This is a genomic window from Candidatus Pantoea gossypiicola, from assembly GCF_008632075.1.
Classification (GTDB): Bacteria; Pseudomonadota; Gammaproteobacteria; order Enterobacterales; family Enterobacteriaceae; genus Pantoea; species Pantoea gossypiicola.
The window spans coordinates 131,066-154,163 of the sequence record NZ_VWVM01000010.1; the positions used below are offsets into that span (position 1 = coordinate 131,066).

Annotated in this window: 23 protein-coding genes; 7 read left to right on the forward strand and 16 right to left on the reverse strand. The window is 58.6% G+C overall.

What is annotated here, in order from left to right; genetic code table 11:
- Nucleotides 1–15: 15 nt before the first annotated feature.
- Nucleotides 16–1,083 carry a sugar ABC transporter substrate-binding protein gene (locus F3I20_RS14455; RefSeq protein ID WP_150037855.1) on the forward strand — a complete coding sequence of 356 codons (1,068 nt, stop codon included), beginning with the start codon at nt 16–18 and terminating at the stop codon, nt 1,081–1,083.
- A 36-nt stretch (nt 1,084–1,119) separates the two neighbouring features.
- Here F3I20_RS14455 and dinB read toward each other — a convergent pair whose 3' ends face one another.
- A complete protein-coding gene (gene dinB, locus F3I20_RS14460; RefSeq protein ID WP_150037856.1) occupies nt 1,120–2,175 on the reverse strand; it encodes a DNA polymerase IV in 1,056 nt (351 codons plus the stop codon).
- Between the two features lie 244 nt (nt 2,176–2,419).
- Between dinB and dpaA the strand changes: the two genes are divergently transcribed.
- Nucleotides 2,420–3,166 carry a peptidoglycan meso-diaminopimelic acid protein amidase gene (gene dpaA / locus F3I20_RS14465; protein ID WP_150013002.1) on the forward strand — a complete coding sequence of 249 codons (747 nt, stop codon included), beginning with the start codon at nt 2,420–2,422 and terminating at the stop codon, nt 3,164–3,166.
- Here dpaA and F3I20_RS14470 read toward each other — a convergent pair.
- Nucleotides 3,137–3,904 (reverse strand): class II glutamine amidotransferase, encoded by a 768-nt coding sequence (locus F3I20_RS14470; RefSeq protein ID WP_013356897.1) that lies wholly within the window; start codon nt 3,902–3,904, stop codon nt 3,137–3,139. The two genes, dpaA and F3I20_RS14470, sit on opposite strands and share 30 nt — an antisense overlap.
- 51 nt (nt 3,905–3,955) lie before the next feature.
- Nucleotides 3,956–4,534, reverse strand: a complete 579-nt coding sequence (gene lpcA / locus F3I20_RS14475; RefSeq protein ID WP_013356896.1) for a D-sedoheptulose 7-phosphate isomerase — start codon at nt 4,532–4,534, stop codon at nt 3,956–3,958.
- 253 nt (nt 4,535–4,787) lie between these two features.
- Between lpcA and fadE the strand changes: the two genes are divergently transcribed.
- Complete coding sequence (gene fadE, locus F3I20_RS14480) at nt 4,788–7,238, forward strand: acyl-CoA dehydrogenase FadE (RefSeq protein WP_150037857.1); 2,451 nt, start codon at nt 4,788–4,790, stop codon at nt 7,236–7,238.
- A gap of 474 nt (nt 7,239–7,712) precedes the next feature.
- On the opposite strand, the gene mtnK is transcribed toward fadE, so the two are convergent.
- On the reverse strand, nt 7,713–8,912 hold the full coding sequence (mtnK, locus tag F3I20_RS14485) for an S-methyl-5-thioribose kinase (protein ID WP_150012998.1): 1,200 nt from the start codon (nt 8,910–8,912) through the stop codon (nt 7,713–7,715).
- A gap of 121 nt (nt 8,913–9,033) precedes the next feature.
- On the opposite strand from mtnK, the gene mtnA reads away from it, so the two are divergent.
- Complete coding sequence (gene mtnA, locus F3I20_RS14490; protein ID WP_150012996.1) at nt 9,034–10,056, forward strand: S-methyl-5-thioribose-1-phosphate isomerase; 1,023 nt, start codon at nt 9,034–9,036, stop codon at nt 10,054–10,056.
- A 54-nt stretch (nt 10,057–10,110) separates the two neighbouring features.
- On the opposite strand, the gene F3I20_RS14495 is transcribed toward mtnA, so the two are convergent.
- Genes F3I20_RS14495 through F3I20_RS14505 form a run of 3 tightly spaced genes read right to left on the reverse strand, consistent with a single transcriptional unit; the run spans nt 10,111 to nt 11,949 of the window.
- Entirely contained in the window at nt 10,111–10,653 is a 543-nt protein-coding gene (locus tag F3I20_RS14495) for a 1,2-dihydroxy-3-keto-5-methylthiopentene dioxygenase (RefSeq protein ID WP_150012994.1), read from the reverse strand.
- Nucleotide 10,654: 1 nt separating this feature from the next.
- Entirely contained in the window at nt 10,655–11,338 is a 684-nt protein-coding gene (gene mtnC / locus F3I20_RS14500) for an acireductone synthase (protein ID WP_150037858.1), read from the reverse strand.
- On the reverse strand, nt 11,335–11,949 hold the full coding sequence (locus tag F3I20_RS14505) for a methylthioribulose 1-phosphate dehydratase (protein WP_150037859.1): 615 nt from the start codon (nt 11,947–11,949) through the stop codon (nt 11,335–11,337). Before F3I20_RS14505 ends, mtnC begins: the two co-directional genes overlap by 4 nt.
- Nucleotides 11,950–12,245: 296 nt before the next feature.
- Between F3I20_RS14505 and F3I20_RS14510 the strand changes: the two genes are divergently transcribed.
- Nucleotides 12,246–13,406, forward strand: a complete 1,161-nt coding sequence (locus tag F3I20_RS14510; protein WP_150037860.1) for a pyridoxal phosphate-dependent aminotransferase — start codon at nt 12,246–12,248, stop codon at nt 13,404–13,406.
- Nucleotides 13,394–14,161 (forward strand): amidohydrolase, encoded by a 768-nt coding sequence (locus F3I20_RS14515; protein ID WP_150037861.1) that lies wholly within the window; start codon nt 13,394–13,396, stop codon nt 14,159–14,161. Before F3I20_RS14510 ends, F3I20_RS14515 begins: the two co-directional genes overlap by 13 nt.
- 9 nt (nt 14,162–14,170) lie before the next feature.
- Here the strand turns inward: F3I20_RS14515 and uraH are convergent, their stop codons facing one another.
- From uraH to hpxU, 9 genes are all read right to left on the reverse strand, one after another.
- Complete coding sequence (uraH, locus tag F3I20_RS14520) at nt 14,171–14,506, reverse strand: hydroxyisourate hydrolase (RefSeq protein WP_010671151.1); 336 nt, start codon at nt 14,504–14,506, stop codon at nt 14,171–14,173.
- Nucleotides 14,503–14,997 (reverse strand): 2-oxo-4-hydroxy-4-carboxy-5-ureidoimidazoline decarboxylase, encoded by a 495-nt coding sequence (gene uraD, locus F3I20_RS14525; RefSeq protein ID WP_150012984.1) that lies wholly within the window; start codon nt 14,995–14,997, stop codon nt 14,503–14,505. Before uraD ends, uraH begins: the two co-directional genes overlap by 4 nt.
- Before the next feature lie 2 nt (nt 14,998–14,999).
- Nucleotides 15,000–16,253 (reverse strand): allantoate amidohydrolase, encoded by a 1,254-nt coding sequence (gene hpxK / locus F3I20_RS14530; protein WP_150012982.1) that lies wholly within the window; start codon nt 16,251–16,253, stop codon nt 15,000–15,002.
- Nucleotides 16,250–17,485 (reverse strand): pyridoxal-phosphate-dependent aminotransferase family protein, encoded by a 1,236-nt coding sequence (locus F3I20_RS14535; RefSeq protein WP_150037862.1) that lies wholly within the window; start codon nt 17,483–17,485, stop codon nt 16,250–16,252. Before F3I20_RS14535 ends, hpxK begins: the two co-directional genes overlap by 4 nt.
- Nucleotides 17,486–17,506: 21 nt before the next feature.
- Nucleotides 17,507–18,238, reverse strand: a complete 732-nt coding sequence (locus tag F3I20_RS14540) for an amino acid ABC transporter ATP-binding protein (RefSeq protein ID WP_061061686.1) — start codon at nt 18,236–18,238, stop codon at nt 17,507–17,509.
- A complete protein-coding gene (locus tag F3I20_RS14545; RefSeq protein ID WP_190285956.1) occupies nt 18,219–18,875 on the reverse strand; it encodes an amino acid ABC transporter permease in 657 nt (218 codons plus the stop codon). Before F3I20_RS14545 ends, F3I20_RS14540 begins: the two co-directional genes overlap by 20 nt.
- Complete coding sequence (locus tag F3I20_RS14550) at nt 18,875–19,543, reverse strand: amino acid ABC transporter permease (RefSeq protein ID WP_150012978.1); 669 nt, start codon at nt 19,541–19,543, stop codon at nt 18,875–18,877. The genes F3I20_RS14545 and F3I20_RS14550 overlap by 1 nt, the downstream gene beginning before the upstream one ends.
- A 10-nt stretch (nt 19,544–19,553) precedes the next feature.
- Complete coding sequence (locus F3I20_RS14555; protein ID WP_150059922.1) at nt 19,554–20,339, reverse strand: transporter substrate-binding domain-containing protein; 786 nt, start codon at nt 20,337–20,339, stop codon at nt 19,554–19,556.
- Nucleotides 20,340–20,530: 191 nt separating this feature from the next.
- Nucleotides 20,531–21,370: a MurR/RpiR family transcriptional regulator HpxU gene (gene hpxU / locus F3I20_RS14560; protein WP_150037863.1), complete on the reverse strand. Its 840-nt coding sequence runs from the start codon at nt 21,368–21,370 to the stop codon at nt 20,531–20,533.
- 138 nt (nt 21,371–21,508) lie between these two features.
- On the opposite strand from hpxU, the gene F3I20_RS14565 reads away from it, so the two are divergent.
- Nucleotides 21,509–23,095 carry a gamma-glutamyltransferase family protein gene (locus tag F3I20_RS14565; RefSeq protein ID WP_150037864.1) on the forward strand — a complete coding sequence of 529 codons (1,587 nt, stop codon included), beginning with the start codon at nt 21,509–21,511 and terminating at the stop codon, nt 23,093–23,095.
- The last annotated feature ends 3 nt before the right edge of the window (nt 23,096–23,098 follow it).

The window sequence follows — 23,098 nt, forward strand, 5'->3', positions numbered from 1 at the left end:
CCGGAGTTGATAACAATGCAAAAAATAACACTCTCGCTGCTGGCTCTGAGCCTGCTGAACGCCAGCGCCGCCTTCGCGGAAACCGTTACCCCGGTGCCTGCGGCAATCGCCAGCCATGATGGCCCGATTCGCATTGCGGTGATCCGTAACCTCGGCTCCGATGACAACACCACCCAGTTTGTTGCCGGTGCCATTCAGCAGGGTCGCCAGCTGGGCTTTAAGGTCAGCACCTTTCTCAGCAACGGCGACGATGCGCGCTTTCAGGATTTTGTGAATCAGGCGATCAGCCAGAAATATGACGGCATCGTGCTGTCGCACGGTAAAGCGCCCTACGCAAGCGGACTGGTGAAGCGCATTGCCGATGCAGGTATCAAACTGTCGGTATTTGATACGCCGGTGGATAACCCGATTCCGGGCGTCACTGTCACCGCGCAGGATGACGCTTCACTGGCACAGCTGTCGCTGGGTCAGCTTATCCACGATTTCAATGGCAAAGCGAACATCGTCAAGCTGTGGGTCGCCGGTTTCCCGCCGATGGAGCGCCGTCAGGTGGTGTATGAAAAACTGCTCAAAGAGAATCCGGGCATTCATCAGCTGGAGTCGATTGGCGCTGTGTCGACGGATGTTCAGGGCGATACCGCCAACAAGATTGGTGCGATTCTGGCGAAATACCCGAAAGGCAAAATCGACGCCATCTGGGGTGCCTGGGATGCCTTCAGTCAGGGCGCTTACAAAGCGCTGCAGGAGAATGGCCGAACCGAGATTAAGCTCTACAGCATCGACGTCTCGAATCAGGATTTGCAGCTGATGCGCGAGAAAAACAGCCCATGGGTGCAGACGGTGGCGGTCGATCCTAAAACCATCGGCGCGGTGAATATGCGTCTGGTGGCGAAGAAAATTGCCGGTGAAGAGACGCCAGCGACGTATCAGTTTAAAGCGGCGTCAATCTCTCAGCAGCAGCTTAACAGCCAGCCTGGCGCGGTAAACGTCGCCTCGCTGAACAAAATCATTCCGGGCTGGGGCAGCAATGAGGATTTCGTCGCACCGTGGTTTGCGACCCTGGCCGCGAAATATAAGAAGTAATCCGGCGTCAGCCTCATCGGGCGGTGAGGCTGACCGTTACAGACCCAGCAGCAGCTGACGCTCCAGCTGGGGATCCACCATGGTGACATGTAATCCCACCAGCCTTACGCCCCGACCGGCACGACGCTCATCCCAGGTTTTCCGGGCGATGGCAATCATGTCCTCTTTATTCAGCACCGGCCAGATATGCTCCTGGGTCGTCTGCTGAAAATCACTGAACTTCAGTTTCACGCCCTGCCGCGCCACCTGTTTGTCCGGTCGAATCTGCGTCAACCGGCGATCCAGTTCAGCATAGAGAAAGTCGATAATCTCCAGACAGGCGTCCCAGTCGCTGATATCTTCCGCCAGCGTGCGCTCCACCCCCAGCGATTTACGCTCGCGCTCCACGATCACCTCACGGTCATCAATGCCGTGGCTGCGCTCCCACAGCACCCGGCCAAACTTACCAAAGCGCTTCAGCAGCAGCGCTAAATCGGCCTTCTGCACGTCGCCACAGGTGACCAGCCCCATCTCCTCCAGCTTTTTGGCCGACACCTTGCCGACGCCTGGAATTTTCGCCAGCGGCAGGGACAGCAGAAAACCGGCCATCTCCGGCGGGGTAATTACATACTGTCCGTCCGGCTTATTCAGGTCCGAGGCAATCTTCGCCAGGAATTTAATCGGCGCGATACCCGCTGACGCGGTCAGTCTGGTTTCACGGAAGATGGTAGCGCGTATTTCCTTCGCCATCAGCGTGGCGGAGCCGTGACAGTGCGGGCTGTCGGTGACATCCAGATAGGCTTCATCAAGGGAGAGCGGTTCAATCAGCGGGGTGTAGCGGGTAAAGATGTCGCGAATCTGCGCGGAGGCTTCTTTGTAGGCGTCAAAACGGCCTGGCAGCAGGCGCAGATGCGGGCATAACTTGAGAGCCATGCCGGTTGGCATCGCACTGCGCACGCCAAATTTGCGGGCCGGATAGTTGGCGGTGCTGATCACGCCACGACGTTCACGGCTGCCACCAATGGCGATCGGGATATCGCGCAGCTGGGGATTATCACGCATCTCCACCGCGGCATAGAAGCAGTCCATATCGACATGAATGATTTTACGCATACCCCCTCCGGCACTGGATAAGTATACAGTTGGCAGGGGTAACTGCAATATTTGTCGCACCCACAATTAAAGTTTACAAATTTGTGGCCGAATATCTTTCAGTAAATCGCGAATCTGGCCGTCGGTGTCTTGCTAAAAAAACAGACAATGTTTAATGTTTCGCTGCGGTAGCGGACAGTTCCGATAATGCAAACAAAGACGCACTATTTGCGTCATGTTCTCTTCACCTCAAGGTATACACAGCATGGGCAAAATCGCACTCCTGTTTGCGATGATTTTACTGCCAGCCCTCAGCATGGCAATGACACCCGAACCCGTTCAGTCAGCGGCACCGGTCAGCAAAGAATTAAAGAAACAGTTACTCGGTACCCCGGTCTATATCCAGATCTTCAAGGAAGAACGCACACTCGAACTCTACGGCAAAATCGGTAACGAATTCCGCCTGCTGGATACCTATCGCATCTGTAACTTTTCTGGTGGCCTCGGCCCGAAACGGCGTGAAGGCGATTTCAAAAGCCCGGAAGGTTTTTACAACGTGAAGCTGAATCAGCTGAAGCCGGATAGCCGCTTTTATCGCGCGATTAACATCGGCTTCCCGAATCAGTACGATCGTAATCAGGGATATAGCGGCAACTACCTGATGATTCATGGCGACTGTAAGTCGATTGGCTGCTATGCCATGACTAACGCCTATATGGATGAGATTTTTACTTATGTGAACGCGGCGCTGCGTAATGGCCAGCAGGATGTCAGCATCAGCATCTATCCGTTCCGCATGACCGACAGCAACATGCAGCGTCACCGCTACTCCACCTATGCCAGCTTCTGGCAGCAGCTGCAGCCGGGATACGCTTACTTTGCGAAGTATCACCAGCCGCCGATGGTCAATGTCGCCAGCGGGAAATATGTGATGAACAGCAGCCCGGCACCGGTTTTAGCCAGTCCCGAAGCCGCTTCCCGTTCATTCCTGGCGCTCTCCAAGGCAGAATAATGCCCATTCACCTGGCGCAATCCGCTGCCAGGTTTCATTGGCCGTCAGTGGCTGCGTAGCAATCACCGTCACCACGTCATGCGGCGTGGTGTGCTGCTGGAAATCAACTTCCACATCCTGATCCAGTAACTGCGCCCGGCCAAACGGTGCCCGACGGGTGATCCAGAACAGGTTGGTGGAGCAGAAAGCCATCAGATACCGGCCATCTGACAGCAGCATGTTAAATACGCCCTTCTGCCGTAACGAACCGGCCAGCTCGCCAATGAAGCGGAACACCGCCGGCCAGTTGCCCGGCGTGCGTGGATAACGCGTCGCCAGCTGATGCAGGATCCAGCAGAACGCCTTCTCACTGTCGGTTTCCCCCACCGGCCGGAATGTGCCGGTCTCCAGCTGACGATAGCCCTTGAGCTGACCGTTGTGCGCATAGGTCCAGTTCCGGCCCCACAGCTCGCGGGTAAATGGATGGGTGTTTTCCAGCGACACCTGACCCCGATTCGCCTGGCGGATGTGCGCCACCACCGAATGCGATTTAATCGGATACTCCTGCACCAGACGCGCAATCGGCGAGTTAAAGCTCGGCAGCGGATCTTTAAACGTACGACAACCTTTATCTTCGTAAAAGGTAATGCCCCAGCCATCTTTATGAGGCCCGGTTCCACCGCCACGCTGAACCAGTCCGGTAAAGCTGAAACAGATATCCGTGGGAACATTGGCGCTCATCCCGAGCAATTCGCACATAGCCACCACCTCTGATTAAGCGGCCTCCCGTCTGTCAGGAGGCCCGCACACTTACTTCACCATCTCTTTTTCGATCAGCAGCATCAGGATGTGGATCACTTTTATGTGGATCTCCTGAATGCGATCGGCATAACCGAAGTGTGGCACGCGGATCTCAATATCGGCACTGCCTGCCATCTTACCGCCATCTTTACCGGTCAGGGTGATCACTTTCATCCCCTGCGCACGCGCAGCTTCAATCGCTTTAATAATATTGGCAGAGTTGCCGGAGGTTGAGAGGCCCAGCAACACATCGCCTGGTCGCCCTACCGCTTCCACATAGCGCGAAAAGACATAGTCATAACCAAAGTCATTACTGACGCAGGAGAGATGGCTGACATCTGAGATGGCAATCGCCGGATAGCCAGGACGATTTTCACGGTAGCGACCGGTCAGCTCTTCGGCGAAGTGCATCGCATCACAATGTGAACCGCCGTTACCGCAGGAAAGCACCTTGCCGCCCGCCTTAAAGCTGTCAGCCAGCAGCACCGCAGCACGTTGGATCGCATGAATATTGGCGTCATCGCTGAGGAATTTAGTCAGCGTATCAGCAGCTTCATTAAGCTCAGAGCGGATGATGTCCTGGTACATAGGGATGTCCTTTTTTAGGAGAGGTTAATCGCAGCAAGTTTAACGGAATGGCCGGTCAGCGCAAAGCGTCATCCCATGTCCGGTCGGGCAGTGACGTCGATTATCATTGCCACAGTTGATGCAAAAATGGGCTAAAAACGGTTTTTGTGAGGCAGGTTGTAATTGCGATGTAAACAAATTGATAAATCCTTCCAACTACTCTAAACCTCTCTACACAACAGGTCAGACCTCTTACTTCCTGGAGCGGTTTATCATGATAATTGTTTCAATATTTGCCACGCTGGCGCTGATTGGCGCTCTGTTCTATCACCGCCTGTCGTTACGGCTCAGCAGCACAATCCTGTTGCTGTGGACTGCGGCGATGGCTGTTGCTCATCTCTGGACGCCGTGGCTGCTGCTGCCGCTGGCGATCGTCCTGCTGCCGTTTAACCTGCCATCATTACGTCGCAGCCTGTTTTCAGCGCCGATCTTTCAGCGCTTCCAGAAGGTGATGCCGCCGATGTCGCGCACCGAGAAAGAAGCGATCGAGGCGGGCACCACCTGGTGGGAAGGCGATCTGTTCCAGGGCAAACCGGACTGGCAGAAGCTGCACAACTATCCGCAGCCGCGCCTGACTGCCGAAGAGCAGGCTTTTCTGGATGGCCCGGTCGAAGAAGCGTGCCGCATGGCTAACGATTTCCAGATTACCCATGAGCTGGCCGATATGCCGCCGGAACTCTGGGCTTATCTGAAAGAGCATCGTTTCTTCGCGATGATCATTAAGAAGGAGTATGGCGGCCTCGATTTCTCCGCCTATGCACAGGCCTGCGTATTGCAAAAACTGTCGGGCGTCTCCGGGATTCTGGCGATTACCGTGGGTGTACCTAACTCACTGGGTCCGGGCGAACTGCTGCAGCACTACGGCACCGAAGAGCAGAAAAATCACTATTTACCGCGGCTGGCACGCGGCGATGAGATCCCCTGCTTTGCGCTGACCAGCCCGGAAGCGGGTTCAGATGCCGGTGCGATCCCCGATACCGGTGTCGTCTGCATGGGCGAATGGAAGGGTCAGCAGGTGCTGGGCATGCGGCTGACCTGGAACAAGCGCTACATTACGCTGGCACCGATCGCCACCGTACTGGGCCTGGCCTTTAAACTCTCCGACCCGGATCATCTGCTCAGCGACAATGAGAATCCTGGCATTACCTGTGCATTAATCCCAACGAATACGCCCGGCGTGGAAATTGGCCATCGCCACTTCCCGCTTAACGTGCCGTTCCAGAACGGGCCGACGCGTGGCAACAACATCTTTGTGCCGATTGACTATATTATCGGCGGCCCGGAAATGGCCGGTCAGGGCTGGCGGATGCTGGTGGAGTGTCTGTCAGTGGGACGCGGCATTACGCTGCCATCGAACTCAACCGGCAGCCTGAAAACGGTAGCGCTGGCGACAGGCGCATATGCCCATATCCGCCGTCAGTTCCGGGTTTCAATCGGTAAGATGGAAGGGATTGAAGAGCCGCTGGCGCGCATTGCCGGTAACGCTTATGTGATGGATGCGGCGGCTACGCTGATTACGGCCGGGATTATGCAGGGTGAAAAACCCGCGGTGCTGTCGGCAATTGTGAAATATCACTGCACCCATCGTGGTCAGCGCGCCATTATCGACGCCATGGATATTGCGGGCGGTAAAGGCATCATGCTCGGCAACAGCAACTTCCTGGCCCGTGCCTATCAGGGCGCGCCGATCGCTATCACGGTAGAAGGCGCGAACATTCTGACCCGCAGCATGATTATCTTCGGACAGGGCGCGATTCGCTGCCATCCTTATGTGCTGCAGGAGATGGCGGCAGCGGCCAGCAATGATGTTAATGCGTTTGATGGGGCGCTGTTCAGCCATATCGGTTATGTGGGCAGCAGCACTATGCGCAGTCTGTGGCTGGGCTTAACCGCCGGGCGCACCAGCGCCAGTCCGACCCGCGATGGCACCCGCCGTTATTACCAGCACCTGAACCGCATCAGTGCCAACCTGGCGTTGCTCTCTGATGTGTCAATGGCGGTGCTGGGCGGCAGCCTGAAACGTCGCGAACGTATTTCGGCGCGTCTGGGCGATGTGCTGAGCCAGCTCTATCTCGCCTCCGCGACGCTGAAACGCTATGACGATGAAGGCCGCAACGAAGCCGATCTGTCGCTGGTCCACTGGGGCGTACAGGATGCGCTGCATCAGGCGGAAGTGGCTATGGACGATCTGCTGCGCAACTTCCCGAACCGTCTGGTGGCGGGCGCATTGCGAATGACCATTTTTGCAGGCGGTCATCACTGCCCTGCGCCATCTGATCGCCTGGATCATCAGCTGGCCAAAATGCTGCAACAGCCGTCAGCCACCCGCAGCCGTCTGGGCCGTGGCATGTACCTGACACCGAGTAAACACAACCCTGCCGGTCAGCTGGAACAGGCGTTACAGGATGTCATGGCGGCAGAAGTGATCCATGACAGGTTGTGCAAACAGACAAAACAGCACCTCTCTTTTACCCGGCTGGATGCGCTGGCGAAGCGCGCGCTGGAGCAGGGCTGGATTGATGCTAAAGAGGCTGAAGTGTTGCAGCGTGCTGAAGCCAGTCGTCTGCGGTCGATTAACGTTGATGAGTTTGAGCCGGAAGCACTGGCGGTGCCGGTGCCGGAGAAAGCGCCTCAGCCTGCATCACGGGCGAGTGAGGCGGCGTAGGATTCAGTGCCGATGTGATGTCGGCATCGGGTACCGAATTTAAAGCGATGGGAGTCAGCACTGTTTTCAGAGGTCGACGCCTCGTTGGCCAAAGAGAGCTGACCATGACAAATCCAGGTGAATCTGACCGCAACAGATTAGCTTAAGGCGCAGGGAACAGGGTCAGAAGAGGAAAGCGTCCCGCGCCACGGACAAAAACGCCGGGAGCGTTTTTGAACAACGCAAAGCGTTGGCCCGTTTACGGGCGCACCTCAGGGATGAGGTGCGTACTAAAAACGCCGGGAGCGTTTTTGAACAACGCAAAGCGTTGGCCCGTTTACGGGCGCACCTCAGGGATGAGGTGCGTAATTGCGCGGGCCAAGCGAGCCAGGGATGGCTTTAGCGACTTTCCGATCTGACCCTATTTCCGGCGCGGGCACACTCTTACAGCCAGCCTTTGATTTACCTGAAAGCCGACATCACGTCGGCCTTTTTTTATCCTGCCTGACGGATGCGGGCAATCAGCGCATCCACATCTTCTACGTGATCGGCGGCCAGAATCAGCGTGCGTCCCAGGTTAATCGCATTACGAATACAGTCGGTACGCATCGCCGGATCGGCAATCTGCTTCATATCCGCCACGTGAGACATCCCCACCGTGCGGCGAATCAGTTCCGTGCCGCAGTAACCGATAGTATCGGCCCACACTTTACGCACAAACGCTTGCGAATAGCCTGGATAAGCCAGCGCCTCATCGCGGGTTTTCTCAGCTGCCAGCGCCAGGAAGCCTGACGCAAAGGTCGTCCAGAGAGAGTGAACATCGCTAAGGCGCTGCTCGCGTGCATCGGCCGCCTCACGCGGAGGCAGCAGCCCCGGCAGCGCGCAGTAGTTAATCAGCAGGTTGCCAATCGCCGTTCCGACATCAAAACCAATCGGGCCAAAGTAACCGAACTCCGCATCAATTGCCTTCAGGCTGCCGTCAGCCACGAAAATCGAGCCGCTATGAATATCGCCATGCAGCAGCGCTTCGGCATGCGCAAAAAAGCGATGCTTCAGCCCGCCGACGGCAATGCGCAGCGCATCATCATCGCGCAGGCTGGCGACCAGCGGTTCAAGCGCATCAGGGTAGCTGTTACGCTCATGATCGGTGTAGGGATCGTTGAAGAAAAGATCTTCGGTGATTTCACACATTTCCGGATTAATGAAACGCGCCACTTCCGCTTTTTTCTGATGCGGATGCAGAACGAAATCGGAGGTATGAAACAGGGTCTGTGCGAGGTAGTCGCCTAACTGCTGCGCCGCTTGCGGGTAATACACACCTTTCACCAGCTCGCCGCGCCAGATGCGATGGCTGGAGAGATCTTCCATCACCATCACCGCCAGCTCCGCATCATAATGGGTGATCTTCACCGTATGCTGCGGACAATATTTGTAGTGCTCGACCAGGGTCTGCGCTTCCAGCCGAGCCCGATCCAGTGTCAGCGGCCAGGACTCCCCCACGCAACGCACATAGGGCAGTGCCTGCTTGACAATAACGCGACTGTTGCCCTGATCGTCATAAATCTTAAACACCAGGTTAAGGTTGCCATCACCAATCTCTTCTGCGCTGCAGAGCGCGGCAGGATTGTCCACGCCGCCAAATTGTCGGGCATAGTCCACAGCATCAGCAGCAGTAAAGGTACGGTATTGCGACATTGCCTGTTCCTCATCATTCGAAGGGGGTCACTCAGGTGTAATAAGCCGTTCAGACGTCTATACATCCGTCCAGCATGTTGGCACAATACGCATCATTAACGCAACATGGATTTCACCCACAATGCAGACACTTCAAACCACCAGTTTACAGGTTCGTGACAATCAGCTCTGGATTCTGGATCAGCAGGCGCTGCCGCAGCAGAAGAACTGGCTGCCCGCACACAGCGTGCCTCAGCTGATTGAACATATCCACGCGCTGCGGGTGCGCGGTGCGCCGCTGATCGGTCTCTCCGCCTCACTGCTGCTGGCGCTGCTGGCTGAACAGGGACTGACGCGCGCTGAACTGGCGCAGGCGCTGGAGACCCTGCGTGCCGCCCGTCCTACTGCGGTCAATCTGATGAACAACCTGGATCGGATGAAAGTGGCGCTGGCACAGCCAGGCTTTGCCCCCGCGCTGGTTGAAGAAGCCTGGCGGCTGGTGCAGGAGGATAAGCAACTGTGTGATGCCATTGCTGACGCAGGCTGCACGCTGGTGAAAGCCAACAGTCAGTTGCTGACCCACTGCAATACCGGCGGGCTGGCCACCGCTGGCGTCGGCACCGCGCTGGGTGTTATTGCCCGCGCCCATCAGCAGGGGCTGGTTAAGAATGTCTGGGTGGATGAAACCCGCCCGCTGTTACAGGGTGGCCGGTTAACCGCCTGGGAGCTGGGCGAACTGGCGGTTCCTTACACGCTGATCACCGATTCCATGGCCGCCAGCCTGATGGCCCGTGGCGAGGTGGATGCGGTGTGGGTCGGCGCTGACCGCATTGCCGCCAACGGCGATGTTGCCAATAAGATTGGCACCTACAGCCTGGCGGTGCTGGCCCATTATCATCAGCTTCCGTTTTACGTGGCCGCCCCGCATACCACGCTGGATCGCAGCTGTCCTGACGGCGCAGCGATTCCCATTGAGCAGCGCGCCGCCAGCGAAGTGACGGGTGTGGCCGGCAGTTTTGGCAACGTGCAGTGGGCACCCGAAGCGGCGAAGGTTTATAACCCGGCGTTCGATGTCACGCCCGCCGCCCTGATCAGCGGCTGGGTTCTGGACACCGGCGTGGTCATGCCTGACCAGGTACAGAACGGCATCTTCCAGCCGCAGTAACGGTCTGCGAGGCGTCTGCCATAGCGGTAAATGCCTCGCACATCGGCTGACCGATTACGCCAGACGCGGATAGGCATCCGCGATCTTGTCGCCGGTGAAATTCGCCACCCAGCCTTCCTGATTATCGAAAATGCGGATCGCCGTGAAGTGCGGTGACGATCCCATATCAAACCAGTGCGGCGTGCCCGCGGGCACCGAGATCAGATCATTTTTTTCGCACAGGATCTGCAGGATCTCGCCATCCAGATGCAGACAGAACAGCCCGGCACCCTCGACAAAGAAACGCACCTCATCTTCGCCGTGCGTATGCTCATTGAGAAACTTCTCACGCAGCACGGTTTTCTGCGGATTGTCGGCACGCATGCTGATTACGTCCCAGCTCTGATAGCCCTTCTCCGCCACCAGGCGATCGATCGCATGCTGGTAGGCGTTGATCACCGTTTCCGGATCCGGGTTTTCACCCAAATCGCGATCGGCCTCCCAGCGCTCAAAACGGACACCTCTGGCGTTCAGGCGGTCACGAATCGCTTCTGCGTCGGTGCTGTGCCACACCGGCTGGCTGGCTTCGCGGTCGGTAAAAATCGTCAGTGCGCTCATGCTAAATCGACTCCGGGTTAATCTGGAAAAAATCCGTCACCTGACGATGGCGGCTCTCGCTGTCCGCCTCGCCACGCAGTAATTGCAACGTCTGCCAGCCCGCTTCTGCGGCGGCATCCAGCTCCTGATGAATATCGGAAAGAAACAGCAGCTGTTCCGCTGGCTGGCCAATTTCAGCGGCGATAGTGCGATAAGCCGCGACTTCGCGTTTGGCACCAACGTGGGTATCAAAATAGCCGCTGAACAGGCCAGTAATATCACCTTCATCGCTGTAGCCAAATAACAATTTCTGCGCCGCAACCGAGCCGGAGGAATATACATAGAGTTCAATGCCCTGCGCCTTCCAGCGGGTCAGCGCAGGCAGGACATCGGGATAGAGATGGCCGGTAAAATTGCCGTTCACGTAGCCATCGCGCCAGATCATCCCCTGCAGCGCTTTCAGGCCGGTGGATTTGCGATCCTGGTCCATAAAGCCCAATAGAATATCTGTCACCCCGGCAAGATCGGCCTGCGGCTGACCGGCCTCTTCACGCACCGACTGCAGCGCCGCCGCCACATCGGGCTGCTGCGCATTGTCACGCACGAAGTCCGGCAAGTGCTGGCGGGCATAGGGAAACAGGATGTTATGTACAAAGCGAATATCGCTGGTAGTGCCTTCGATATCAGTAACAATGGCGCGAATCATGCTTTCTCCAGCAGGCGACGTTGACGTTCACATTCGAATAAAAATTCCAGACCTTCCAGATGACGGCGGGCTTCGCTGACATCCCGGCCCCAGCAGGTTAAGCCGTGGCCGCGCAGCAGAAAGCCGTAACGCAGCGGAAAGCGGCCGGCGTAATCTTCAATTTCTGACGCCAGGGCCGCAATGTCCTGGCTGTTGTCGAACACGGGGATCGCCAGCGTATCGAGATGGGTGTGCTGGCCGCTCAACGATTTTTGCATCTCATAGCCGTGCAGCAGCAGCGCCGCGCCCTGCTCCACCCGCGACAGCACGGTGGAATTCACCGTGTGGGTGTGCAGCACCGCGCCCGCCTCCGGAAAGAGGCGATAGATCATCGTGTGGAGTCCGGTTTCTGCCGATGGCTTACGGCCTGAGAGCGACTGGCTGGTGGCGATATCGACCTCAATAAAGTCATCCCGCGTCAGCGTGCCTTTATCTTTGCCCGATTCACTCAGCAGGCAGACATGTTCATCGCGGCGCACGGACATGTTCCCGCCGGTGGCGGGTGCCCAGCCTTTTGCCCCAATCCAGTGACAGGCGGCGACCAGCTGATCTAACGGAAGACTCTGCGACATAAAGGTTCCTTGCGGTGAAATGAGATTCCGGGTAAGTACGCGTAGCCAACGCGCGGAGCATGACGCATGTAACTGCGAAATGATCCGCATCTCAGCAAGGCGGCAAGAGCGCGCATCCCCGGGAGCTTACATGAGTAAGTGACCGGGGTAAGCAAACGCGGCCAACGCAGAAGAGATGTGGAGCATGACGCATTTAGCCGTCTAAGCGTCTTGATTGCCAAATACTACCATCCTGTTTATAGTGGCACAAACACCGGGTGACACCGCATCAATCTTCGCGCTTAAGGCCTGACACCATGACGCAGCACAACCTCATCCCCGAGAGTAAACTTCCTTTGCTCGGCACCACCATTTTCAGCCAGATGAGTGCGCTGGCGCAGCAGCACAACGCCATCAATCTCTCCCAGGGCTTTCCCGATTTCAGCGGGCCGGACTATCTGCAGCAGCGACTGGCGTATCACGTCAGCCAGGGCGCGAACCAGTATGCGCCGATGACCGGTGCGCTGCCGTTGCGTGAGGCAATTGCAGAGAAAACCGCGCGGCTTTATGACTATCGTCCTGATGTGGAAACGGAAATTACGGTGACGGCGGGCGCGACCGAAGCGCTCTATGCGGCGATTACCGCGCTGGTGCGGCCGGGCGATGAGGTGATCTGCTTTGATCCCAGCTACGACAGCTATGCCCCTGCGGTCACGCTCTCGGGCGGCGTGATGAAACGCATTACACTGCAGCCGCCTGCCTTCCGGGTGGACTGGCAGGCATTTGCTGAACTGCTGAGTGACAAGACCCGGCTGGTGATCCTGAATACGCCGCACAATCCTTCGGCCACCGTCTGGCAGCAGCAGGATTTCGCCGCGCTGTGGCAGGCAATTGCTGCGCGGCCGGTCTACGTGCTGAGCGACGAAGTGTATGAGCACATCTGCTTCGATGAGGCGGGCCACGCCAGCGTGCTGGCCCATCCTGAACTGCGCCAGCGTGCCATTGCGGTGTCGTCGTTTGGCAAAACCTTTCACATGACCGGCTGGAAAGTGGGCTATTGCATTGCCCCTGCGGCGATCAGCGCTGAACTGCGCAAAGTGCATCAGTACCTGACCTTCTCGGTCAATACTCCGGCGCAGCTGGCGATCGCCGATATGCTGCGTGAGCATCCGGAACACTATCTTGAGCTGCCAGCCTTCTATCGCGATCGCCGCGATCGGCTGGCAACGGCGCTGAGCAACAGCCGCTTTAAGGTGCTTCCCTGCGAAGGCACCTACTTTTTGCTGGTCGATTACAGCGCCCTCTCCGATCTGGATGATGTCAGTTTCTGCCAGTGGCTGACCCGCGAAGTGGGCGTCGCCGCGATTCCCCTGTCGGTGTTCTGCGCCGATGCTTTCCCCTATAAACTGATTCGCCTCTGTTTTGCCAAACAACCGGCGACATTAGATACCGCCGCGGAGCGCTTATGTCAGCTTTGAGAATCACGCTACTGCAGGAGACGCTGAGCTGGATGGATGGCGAAGCCAATCTGCGCCATTTTGATGCGCAGCTGGCCGGACTCACCGGACGCGATCTGATTGTCCTGCCAGAGATGTTTACCACTGGCTTTGCAATGGAAGCAGCGAAAAGCTCGCTGCCAGAGTCGCAGGTGATTGAGTGGCTGCATCACCATGCCCGTCGTTTGGATGCCCTGGTCGGCGGCAGCGCGGCGATACAGACAGAACACGGTGCGGTAAACCGCTTCCTGCTGGTCGAGCCGGACGGCACGCTGCATCAGTATGATAAGCGTCACCTGTTCCGCATGGCAGATGAGCATCATCACTATCTGCCCGGTGAGCAGCGTCAGGTCTTTGAGTGGCGCGGCTGGCGCATTCTGCCGCAAATCTGTTACGACCTGCGCTTCCCGGTTTTCTCGCGCAACCGCAACGATTACGATCTGGCGCTCTATGTCGCCAACTGGCCAGCGCCGCGCGCGCTGCACTGGCAGGCGCTGCTGTTAGCGCGGGCGATTGAAAATCAGGCTTATGTGGCAGGCTGTAACCGCGTGGGCAGTGACGGCAATCAGCATCACTACAGCGGCGACAGCCAGATTGTTTCGCCGCAGGGCGAGATCCTCAGCGCGGCCGAGCCGCATCAGCGCGCCCGGCTGGATGCCGAGCTGTCGCTGGAGGCGCTTCACGCTTACCGCAAACGCTTCCCCGCCTGGCAGGATGCGGATCGCTTTTCGCTGTAAACGGCAGGCTCAACTGCCGCGATAGGTTGACCACGACCAGGGTGAAATCAGAAACGGCAGATGGAAGTGGCTGCCCGCCTCGGCAATCATAAAATCGATCTGTGCGCTGACGTAGAGCGCATCCCGACCGGCGGCAGCAAAATAGTCGCCGATTTCAGCAGTCAGGCGGTAGTGCCCCGGCGTCAGCGGCTCCGGCGTCAGATCTTTCAGACGTCCGTCACTGTCCGTTTCACCCTGTGAAATCGGAAACCAGCCTTCAGGGCTGTTCTGCTCCAGTGAAATTGCCACACCGCTGGCCGGTTTACCCAGCGCCGTGTCGAGAATATGGGTGGTCACGGTACTCATTGCATCGTCTCCTTAAGGCGTAACAGGGTAATTTCACGCAGCTGATCCAGCGCTTCCTGCTGCTCGGCACTATCGTCATTCTGCAACCGACGCTGCAACTCTGCCAGCATCTGCTCGCCGCTGCGCCCTTTGGCGCGTATCAGAAACACCCGGCCAAAACGCGCTTCATACGCCTGATTGCCCTGCTGCATCGCCTGTTGCAGAGCGTGATCGGCCTGCTGCATCGCGGACTGTTCGCCGCGCGACAACGCAGACTCTTTATCCGCGCCCTTCGCGCGTTCACCGATGCGCGGATGCGCCGACAGTGCGGCCGCCAGTTCAGACTGCTGCCACTGACGCGCCAGCGCATCGGCAGTGGCCAGTAGCGCCTCGGTGCTGGCAAAAGGCCGGGCCGCCACCAGCGCCTGCTGCCAGGGCGGGATCGCCACACAGTGCCGGATGGCCGCCTGCGCTTCGTCAGCGGTAAGCTGATTAAATGTGGCTAATTCCATGTTCAGCTCCGTCCGGCAATCAGCGAGACCGCCTGCAAATAGGCCTGCAGCGCAGGTGCCACATCTTCCACCGCTACAGACTCCGCCGGATGGTGGCTGATGCCGCGATGGTTACGCACAAATAGCATGCCTACCGGCCAGCGCTCAGCGATGGCGATAGCGTCGTGTCCGGCACCGCTCGGCAGCGACAGGCTGCGACCCTGCACCGTTTCCACCGCATGGCTCAGCGCCTGTTGCAGCGCAGAGTCACAGGCAGTGGCACCGATGCGATAATATTCGTTAGACTCGAAGCGAAGTCCACGGCGAAGCGCAATCGCCTCTGCCTGGGTTAACAGGCTGGAGAGCAGCGTCTCCAGCGGCGTGTCCAGCGGACCACGCACGTCCAGCGACAGCGACAGCTCGCCGGGGATGACATTCACCGCACCCGGCGCACAGTTAATCGTGCCGACGGTGGCGACCAGCTGCGGGTCCTGCTCACGGGTGGTCTGCTCAATAAATACCATCCACTCGGCCGCCGCCGCCAGCGCATCTTTACGATGGGTCATCGGCACGGTGCCCGCATGGCCCGCTTCACCACTGAAACGGCAGTTGAGGCGGCGCGCACCGTTAATCGCCGTCACTACGCCCAGCGCCAGATCTTCCTGCTCCAGGCAGGGACCCTGCTCAATGTGCAGCTCAAGATACCCGACGATATCTTCAACCCGCCGTGCAGCCGCCTGGACATGATTGCTGTCGAGACCCACATCCGCCATCGCCTGCGCCACGGTGATACCGTTGCCGTCAGGATGGGTCACCCAGCTTTGCGGCCAGCTGCCGGTAATACCCCGACTGCCGAGCAGCGTAATGCCAAAACGGGTACCCTCTTCGTCGCCGAAGCCAATCACCTCAATCGCCAGCGGCAGGCGGCACTGATGTTCGTTAAGCCACTGCACGGTTTCAATGGCGCTGAGCACGCCCAGCATCCCATCATAGCGCCCGGCGTTGCGCACCGTGTCGAGATGCGAGCCGAGCAGCAACGCAGGCGCACCCGCTTCTGCTGCCTCGTAGCGCCCACAGATATTGCCGACCGCATCCTGCCACACCTGCATTCCTGCCGCCTGCATCCACTCACCAACGCAGGCGTTAGCGCGCAGATGTTCTGGCGAGAGGTAGACGCGGGTCAGCCCCTCAGCCGTTTCGCTGATCGCGGCCAGCGTATCGCAGCGCGCCATCACGCGCTGTGCCGCGACCTGGGCTTCGCTGGCGCTCATCATCATGCGTGGCTCCCGTAGTGATCCCACGCGGCCTGCGCGGCGGCACCCTGCGGCGTGCGATAGCCAACGTAGGTCAGCACCGTTTCCAGCGCCGACAGGGTCTGCATCACGCAATCTTTACGCGCGTTGTAGCCCATGGTGCCGATGCGCCACACCTTGCCATGCAGCGGACCAAACGAGGTGCCAATCTCAATGCCAAAATCTTCCAGCATCAGCTTGCGCACCTGATCGCCATTCACGCCTGTAGGTATCATCACACCCAGCACGTTGTTCATTTTGTTTTTCAGGTCGCCGAAGGTCTCCAGCCCCATCCCCTGAATGCCTTTCAGCATCGCTTCACCGTGCAGCTTGTGACGGGCGATGCCGTTATCCAGCCCCTCCTGCAGGATCAGACGGGCGCACTCGCGCGCGCCAAACAGCGCACTGGTCGCTTCGGTGTGATGGTTGAGCCGCTCCGGGCCCCAGTAATCCATGATCATGCCGAGGTCAAAATAGTTGGAGTAGATCATCTCCTCTTCGCCATCCTGATGCGCTTCGGTGCGGATCCCCTGCTCTACGCATTTGCGTTTGCGGATCACGGCTTCCATCTCTGCGCTCAGGGTGACCGGAGATGTGCCCGATGGACCGCCCAGGCATTTCTGCATCCCCGCCGACACGGCATCCAGGCCCCAGGCGTCCGTTTCCAGCGCGTTACCCGCCAGTGAGGCAGTCGCATCGGTGTAGAACAGCACGCCATACTGTTTGCAGATTGCGCCCAACTGCTCAAGCGGTTGCAGCATGGTGGTCGAGGTGTCGCCCTGCACGGTCAGCAGCAGGCGCGGTCGCACTTTTTTGATCGCATCTTCAATCTGGTCCGGGGTAAAGACTTCGCCCCATGGCACTTCAATGGTGTGAACGTCCGCACGACAGCGGCGGGCAATTTCGCACAGCAGATGACCGAAACGGCCAAATACCGGTACCAGCACTTTGTCGCCAGGGCGAATAGACGACAGCAGAATCGCTTCGATACCGGCACGTGACGTGCCATCGATCAGCAGCGTCCAGCGGTTTTCAGTGCGGAACACGCCGCGATAGAGCGCCATCACTTCGTTCATGTAGTGGGTCATCGCAGGATCGTACTGGCCCAGCAGCTGACTCGACATGGCGCGCAGCACGCGGGGATCGGCGTTGATCGGCCCCGGTCCCATCAGCAGACGCTGTGGCGGATTGAGTTGCGGGAATTGTGTTATATCCATCATCATTTCCTTTTCTAAAACTCAGAGACGAACCGAAGAAATAAACTGCTTCAGCTCCGGCGTCTGCGGCTGGGCGAACAGCGTTTTACTGTCGCCCTGCTCCCAGACGCGCCCCTGATGCATAAAGACCACACGATCGCCCACGTCGCGGGCGAAGTTCATTTCATGGGTGACAAGGATCAGCGTCATGCCCTCTGCCGCCAGCTGTTCCAGAACCTTGAGCACTTCGCCCACCAGTTCAGGATCGAGCGCGGAGGTGATCTCATCACAGAGTAAAACTTTCGGCGTCATCGCCAGCGCACGGGCGATCGCCACGCGCTGCTGCTGACCGCCGGAGAGGCTGGCAGGATAGTAGTTAAGGCGTTCGCCCAGCCCGACCTTCTCCAGCATCTGCGCAGCCAGCGCCCGGCACTCGGCCTCGCTTTTCTTCAGCACGCGGCGCGGTGCCAGCATGACGTTCTCCAGCGCCGTCATGTGCGGGAACAGGTTGAAGCTCTGAAACACCATCCCGACCGAGCGGCTGATTTCACGCGCCTGCGAATCGCGATCGGTGATGGTCATCCCGCCGAGCTTGATGCTGCCCTCCTGATAGCCTTCCAGCCCGTTCATGCAGCGCAGCAGCGTGCTTTTACCCGATCCGCTGCGACCGATGATCGAGATCACCTCGCCCATGTCGATATCCAGATCCACGCCTTTCAACACATGGTTGTCGCCGTAATATTTTTGCACCTGATTAATGGTGATGAGCGGCATTGAATTTTTTCTCCAGATACTGGCTGTAGCGAGACAGCGGATAACACATCAGGAAGTAGCCCAGCGCCACCAGCCCAAAGACTTTAAACGGCTGATAGGTGACGTTGTTGAGAATGGTGCCCGCCTTGGTCAGCTCGATGAATCCGATAATCGACGCCAGCGCGGTGCCCTTGATCACCTGCACGGCGAATCCCACCGTCGGGGCGATACCGATGCGGATAGCCTGCGGTGCCACCACCCGCCACAGCGTCTGACCAAAGGTCAGGCCGAGGCAGCGCGACGCTTCCCACTGCCCTTTCGGCAGGGCGCGGATGCTGCCGTACCAGATGTCCACCAGAAAGGCGCTGGTGTAGAAGGTCAGCGCCAGCGAGGCAGCGGTCCAGGGGGCGACATCAATGCCGAACAGACCAACGCCGAAAAACGCCAGGAACAGCTGCATCAGCAGCGGCGTGCCCTGAAACAGCGCGGTGTAACCGCGTATCAGGCGCGTCAGCCACTTACGCTGCAGCAGCCGCAGAAACAGCAGCGGCAGCGTCACCAGCGTCCCGCCGACAAAGGCCACCAGCGACAGTAACAGGGTCCAGCGCGCCGCCAGCAGCAGGTTGCGCAGGATGTCCCAGTCGGTAAAGGTCGTCATCATGATGCCTGCACTCCAAACCATTTACGGCCAATCGCCAGCAGCAGATGGCGCATCGCTATCGACAACGCCAGGTAGATCAGCGTGGTCACCAGATAGACCTCAAAACTTAAGAAGGTGCGCGACTGGATCAGGTTGGCGGCGAAAGTCAGCTCTTCATAGGAGACCTGCGACACCACCGATGAGCCCAGCATCACGATGATGCACTGACTCACCAGCGCCGGATAAATGCGCTGCAGTGCGGGCGGCAGCACGACCCGTAGAAACGTCTGGCTGCGGGTTAATCCCAGCACCCGGCCTGCTTCCCACTGTCCTTTCGGTGTCACCTGAATCCCGGCGCGGATAATCTCGGTGCTGTAGGCACCGAGGTTGATCAGCATTGCCAGCAGCGCCGCCTCACCCGCAGTGAGTTTTAGCCCCAGTGCAGGCAGACCGAAAACGATAAAGAACAGTTGCACCACAAACGGCGTATTGCGGATCAGCTCGACATAGATGCCCCACAGGTGGCTCATCCAGCTCGGTTTGCCGCTGCGCAGCGCGGCACCCGCAATGCCGAGCGCCACACCACCGGTTGTCGCCAGCACCGTCAGCTGGATGGTGACCCACAGACCGGAGAGCAGCTCCGGCCAGTAAGGCCACAGGGCGGGAAAGTTAAGTTGCCCGGTCATGAATCCGTCCTCAGGCGCCGAGGTTCGCAGGCAGCGGTGCTTTCAGCCACTGTTCAGAGAGTTTATTCAGCGTGCCGTCCTTAATGCCTTGCTCAATCAGCGCATTCACTTTCGCTTTCAGCGCAGGCTCATCTTTCTTCAGGCCGATATAGCAGGGTGAATCTTTCAGCATGAACTGCGCGACGGGCGCTTTAGCCGGATTCTGGCGCGCAATCGCAGCGACGACCAGGTTACCAGTCGCGACATACTGCACCTGACCTGAGAGATAAGCAGACAACGTGGTGTTGTTATCTTCGTAGCGTTTCACCTGCGCATTTTTCGGAGCCACTTCGCTCAGCACCATATCTTCTACCGCACCGCGCGTGACGCCAATCGACTTGCCGCTCAGAGCCGACGCTGCTTTGATCTCATCGCCCTTCGGACCGAAGACGCCCAGGAAGAACGGCGCATAGGCGCGGGTGAAGTCGATCACTTTCTCACGCTCGGCGTTTTTACCCATGCTGGAGATAACCAGATCGACCTTGTCGGTTTGCAGATAAGGCACGCGGTTGGCGCTGCTGACCGGCACCAGCTGCAACTTAAGTTTCATCTGCTTCGCCAGATATTTTGCCGTGTCGATGTCATACCCCTGCGGCTGCAGGTCCGTGCCGACCGAACCAAACGGCGGGAAGTCCTGCGGCACGGCGACGCGGATGACGCCGCGCTTCTGGATATCCTGCAGTTGATCGGCCAGCGCGCTACCCGCCTGAGCCATCAGTAATGCCGCTGTCGCAACCGCCATCAAAACTTTTTTCATTATGCACCCCGGTGAGATTAACGTGAAACAAAAGATTCTTTGACATGGAATCTGCAACTAATGTGCCAATACGGACGGCAACAGAAAAAGGGTTAAACGGCAGAGAGTTCAGCAGAAATCGGGCGTAATCGGGACGACTACGCCATGAAGGGGATGTTCTGAAATGGGGCAAAGCACCAAAACGGTGCCTGTTAACGGTGCTCCAGCTCGTCAAACTGCTGGTAAAGGTCGGCGATCTGATGAATCCGCTGGCGTCCCTGTGCCAGCATTTCATGCAGCAGCGCATTAGCGATCAGGTTAACCAGACTCATGGCAGCACTGTAGCTGTCGAAGGCGGAGACGCTATCCAGCGGCGTACAGAGCTGCCAGCGTGCCAGCGCAATCACCGTCTGCGCCTGCGGCTCACACAGCGCCAGCAGCGGGATACCGGCCGCCTGCAGCTGCTGCATCAGCGGGCGGATGATGCGGGGACGACGGCGAAACGCCATCACGATCACCATGTCGTCCGGCGTAATATCCACCAGCTCCTCAGCCAGCGTCTGGCCCGGCTGCGGCAGGATATGCACCTGCGAACGCGCCTGCACCAGCTGCTGTCGCAGATGCAGCGCCACCGGATAGGCGTTGCGCATGCCGATGATAAAGACACGATTAGCCTGAGCCAGCTGCTGAATCACCTCGTTAAAGTGCCGCGCATCCAGGCTGTTTACCCACTGCGTCAGGTTTGCCATCTCCTGCTTGTAGTGGCGCGCCAGCAGCGTGTTGCCCTGCACCGCATCCCGGTTATCGGTCAGCGGCATACCGCTCTGGCGCAGGATGCGAAGCTCATCACGCATATCCTTGTACTTCTCATAGCCGAGACGCTTGAACAGTCGACTGACCGTGGCTTTCGACACGCCACTAAGACGCGCCAGTTCGGCGCTGTTGTAGCTGATCAGGTCATCGAAATGGTCAAACACGAAGTCGGCGATGCGCTGCTCCTGTGGAGAGAGCTGGGGATAGTGACTTCTGAGTCGTTCATCAAGCTGTTTCATAGGGCGTCCTGTAACTTTTGTTTCAGCAGAAGCTAGCACAATTTACGCCAGGTTAACCGACGCATTGTCAGCTGAGCATGAAAACTGGAACAGCTCTTGCTTTGTTATGGGTTCTGTCACCCAAAGAACGAGAAAAAGATGATTCAAAGCAATATGGCCCCGCAGGGGATGGCGGTGACGCCACACCATCTGGCGAGTGAAAGTGCGCTCGCGGTGCTACGTGATGGCGGTAATGCCATTGAAGCGATGGTGGCCGCGGCCGCGACTATCGCTGTGGTCTATCCGCACATGAACGGGCTGGGCGGCGATGGCTTCTGGCTGATTCTGCCGCCCGGCGGCGACCCTGTTGCTATCGACGCCAGCGGTGCCGCCGGTTCCCTGGCTCACCACGATTTTTACGCCGATCACCCGACAATCCCACATCGCGGGCCGAAAGCGGCGCTGACCGTGGCCGGTACGGTCAGCGGCTGGCAGGAGGCACTGACGCTCTCTGCAGAGATGGGCACCTCGCCACTGCCGCTGGCCCGTCTGCTGCGGGATGCGATTCGCTACGCCGCCGACGGGATTCCGGTAACCGCCTCACAGACCGCCGCGACCACGAACTTCCTGAGTGAGCTGCAGCATCAGCCCGGCTTTCGTGCCCATTTTATGCCCGACGGCGATGTGCCGCAGCCGGGCAGCCGTTTTACCCAGCCCGCGCTGGCGAACACCCTGAGCCAGCTCATCGAAGCGGGACTCGACAGCTTTTATCGCGGCCCGCTGGCTCACCATATGGCCGACGAGATGGCGACGCTGGGCATGCCGGTGACGCTGGTCGATCTGCAACAGCATCGCGCACGACGCACGACACCGCTGCATCTCGCCCATAGCGAAGGCGACATCTGGAATATCGCTCCGCCAACCCAGGGCGTCGTGTCGCTGGCAATCCTCGGCATCACCGATCGACTGGAGATGACGGAGGCTGACGACGCGCAGACGGTGCACCGCATCGTGGAAGCCACCAAAAAAGCCTTTGCCCTGCGCGACAAACACATCACCGATCCGCGTCACGTTACCGAAGATGTGCAGGCGCTGCTGGATAGCGATCATCTCGATACGCTCGCCAGCCAGATCGCCGATGGCGAGGCCGCCGCGTGGGGCAGCGGACGCGGACCGGGCGATACAGTCTGGATGGGCGTGATGGACAGCAGCGGCCTGGCTGTTTCCTTTATTCAGAGCATTTACCACGAGTTTGGCAGCGGTGTGGTGCTGCCCGGCACGGGCATCACCTGGCAGAACCGGGGCGCTGCGTTCAGCCTCGACCCTGACCATCTGCTGGCGCTCGCGCCCGGTAAGCAGCCGTTTCATACCCTCAATCCCGCCGCCGCGCGGCTGAAAGATGGCCGGACAATGGTGTATGGCGCGATGGGCGGAGATGGGCAGCCGCAGACCCAGGCGGCAATTTTCACCCGCCATGTGATTCAGGGCCTGCCGTTACAGCAGGCGGTCAGTGCGCCGCGCTGGCTGCTGGGCCGGACCTGGGGGCAATCGTCCGACTCGCTAAAACTGGAAGGCCGCTTTGACGACGAAACGGTATTGATGCTGCGCCTGTGGGGACATGAGGTAGAACGGCTGCCGGACTTCAGCGAATCCGTAGGTCATGCGGGCGCGATTGTGCGCCACAGCAACGGCATGTTTGAGGGCGCAAGCGACCCACGCAGTAACGGCAGCGCCGCCGGTTTTTAACAG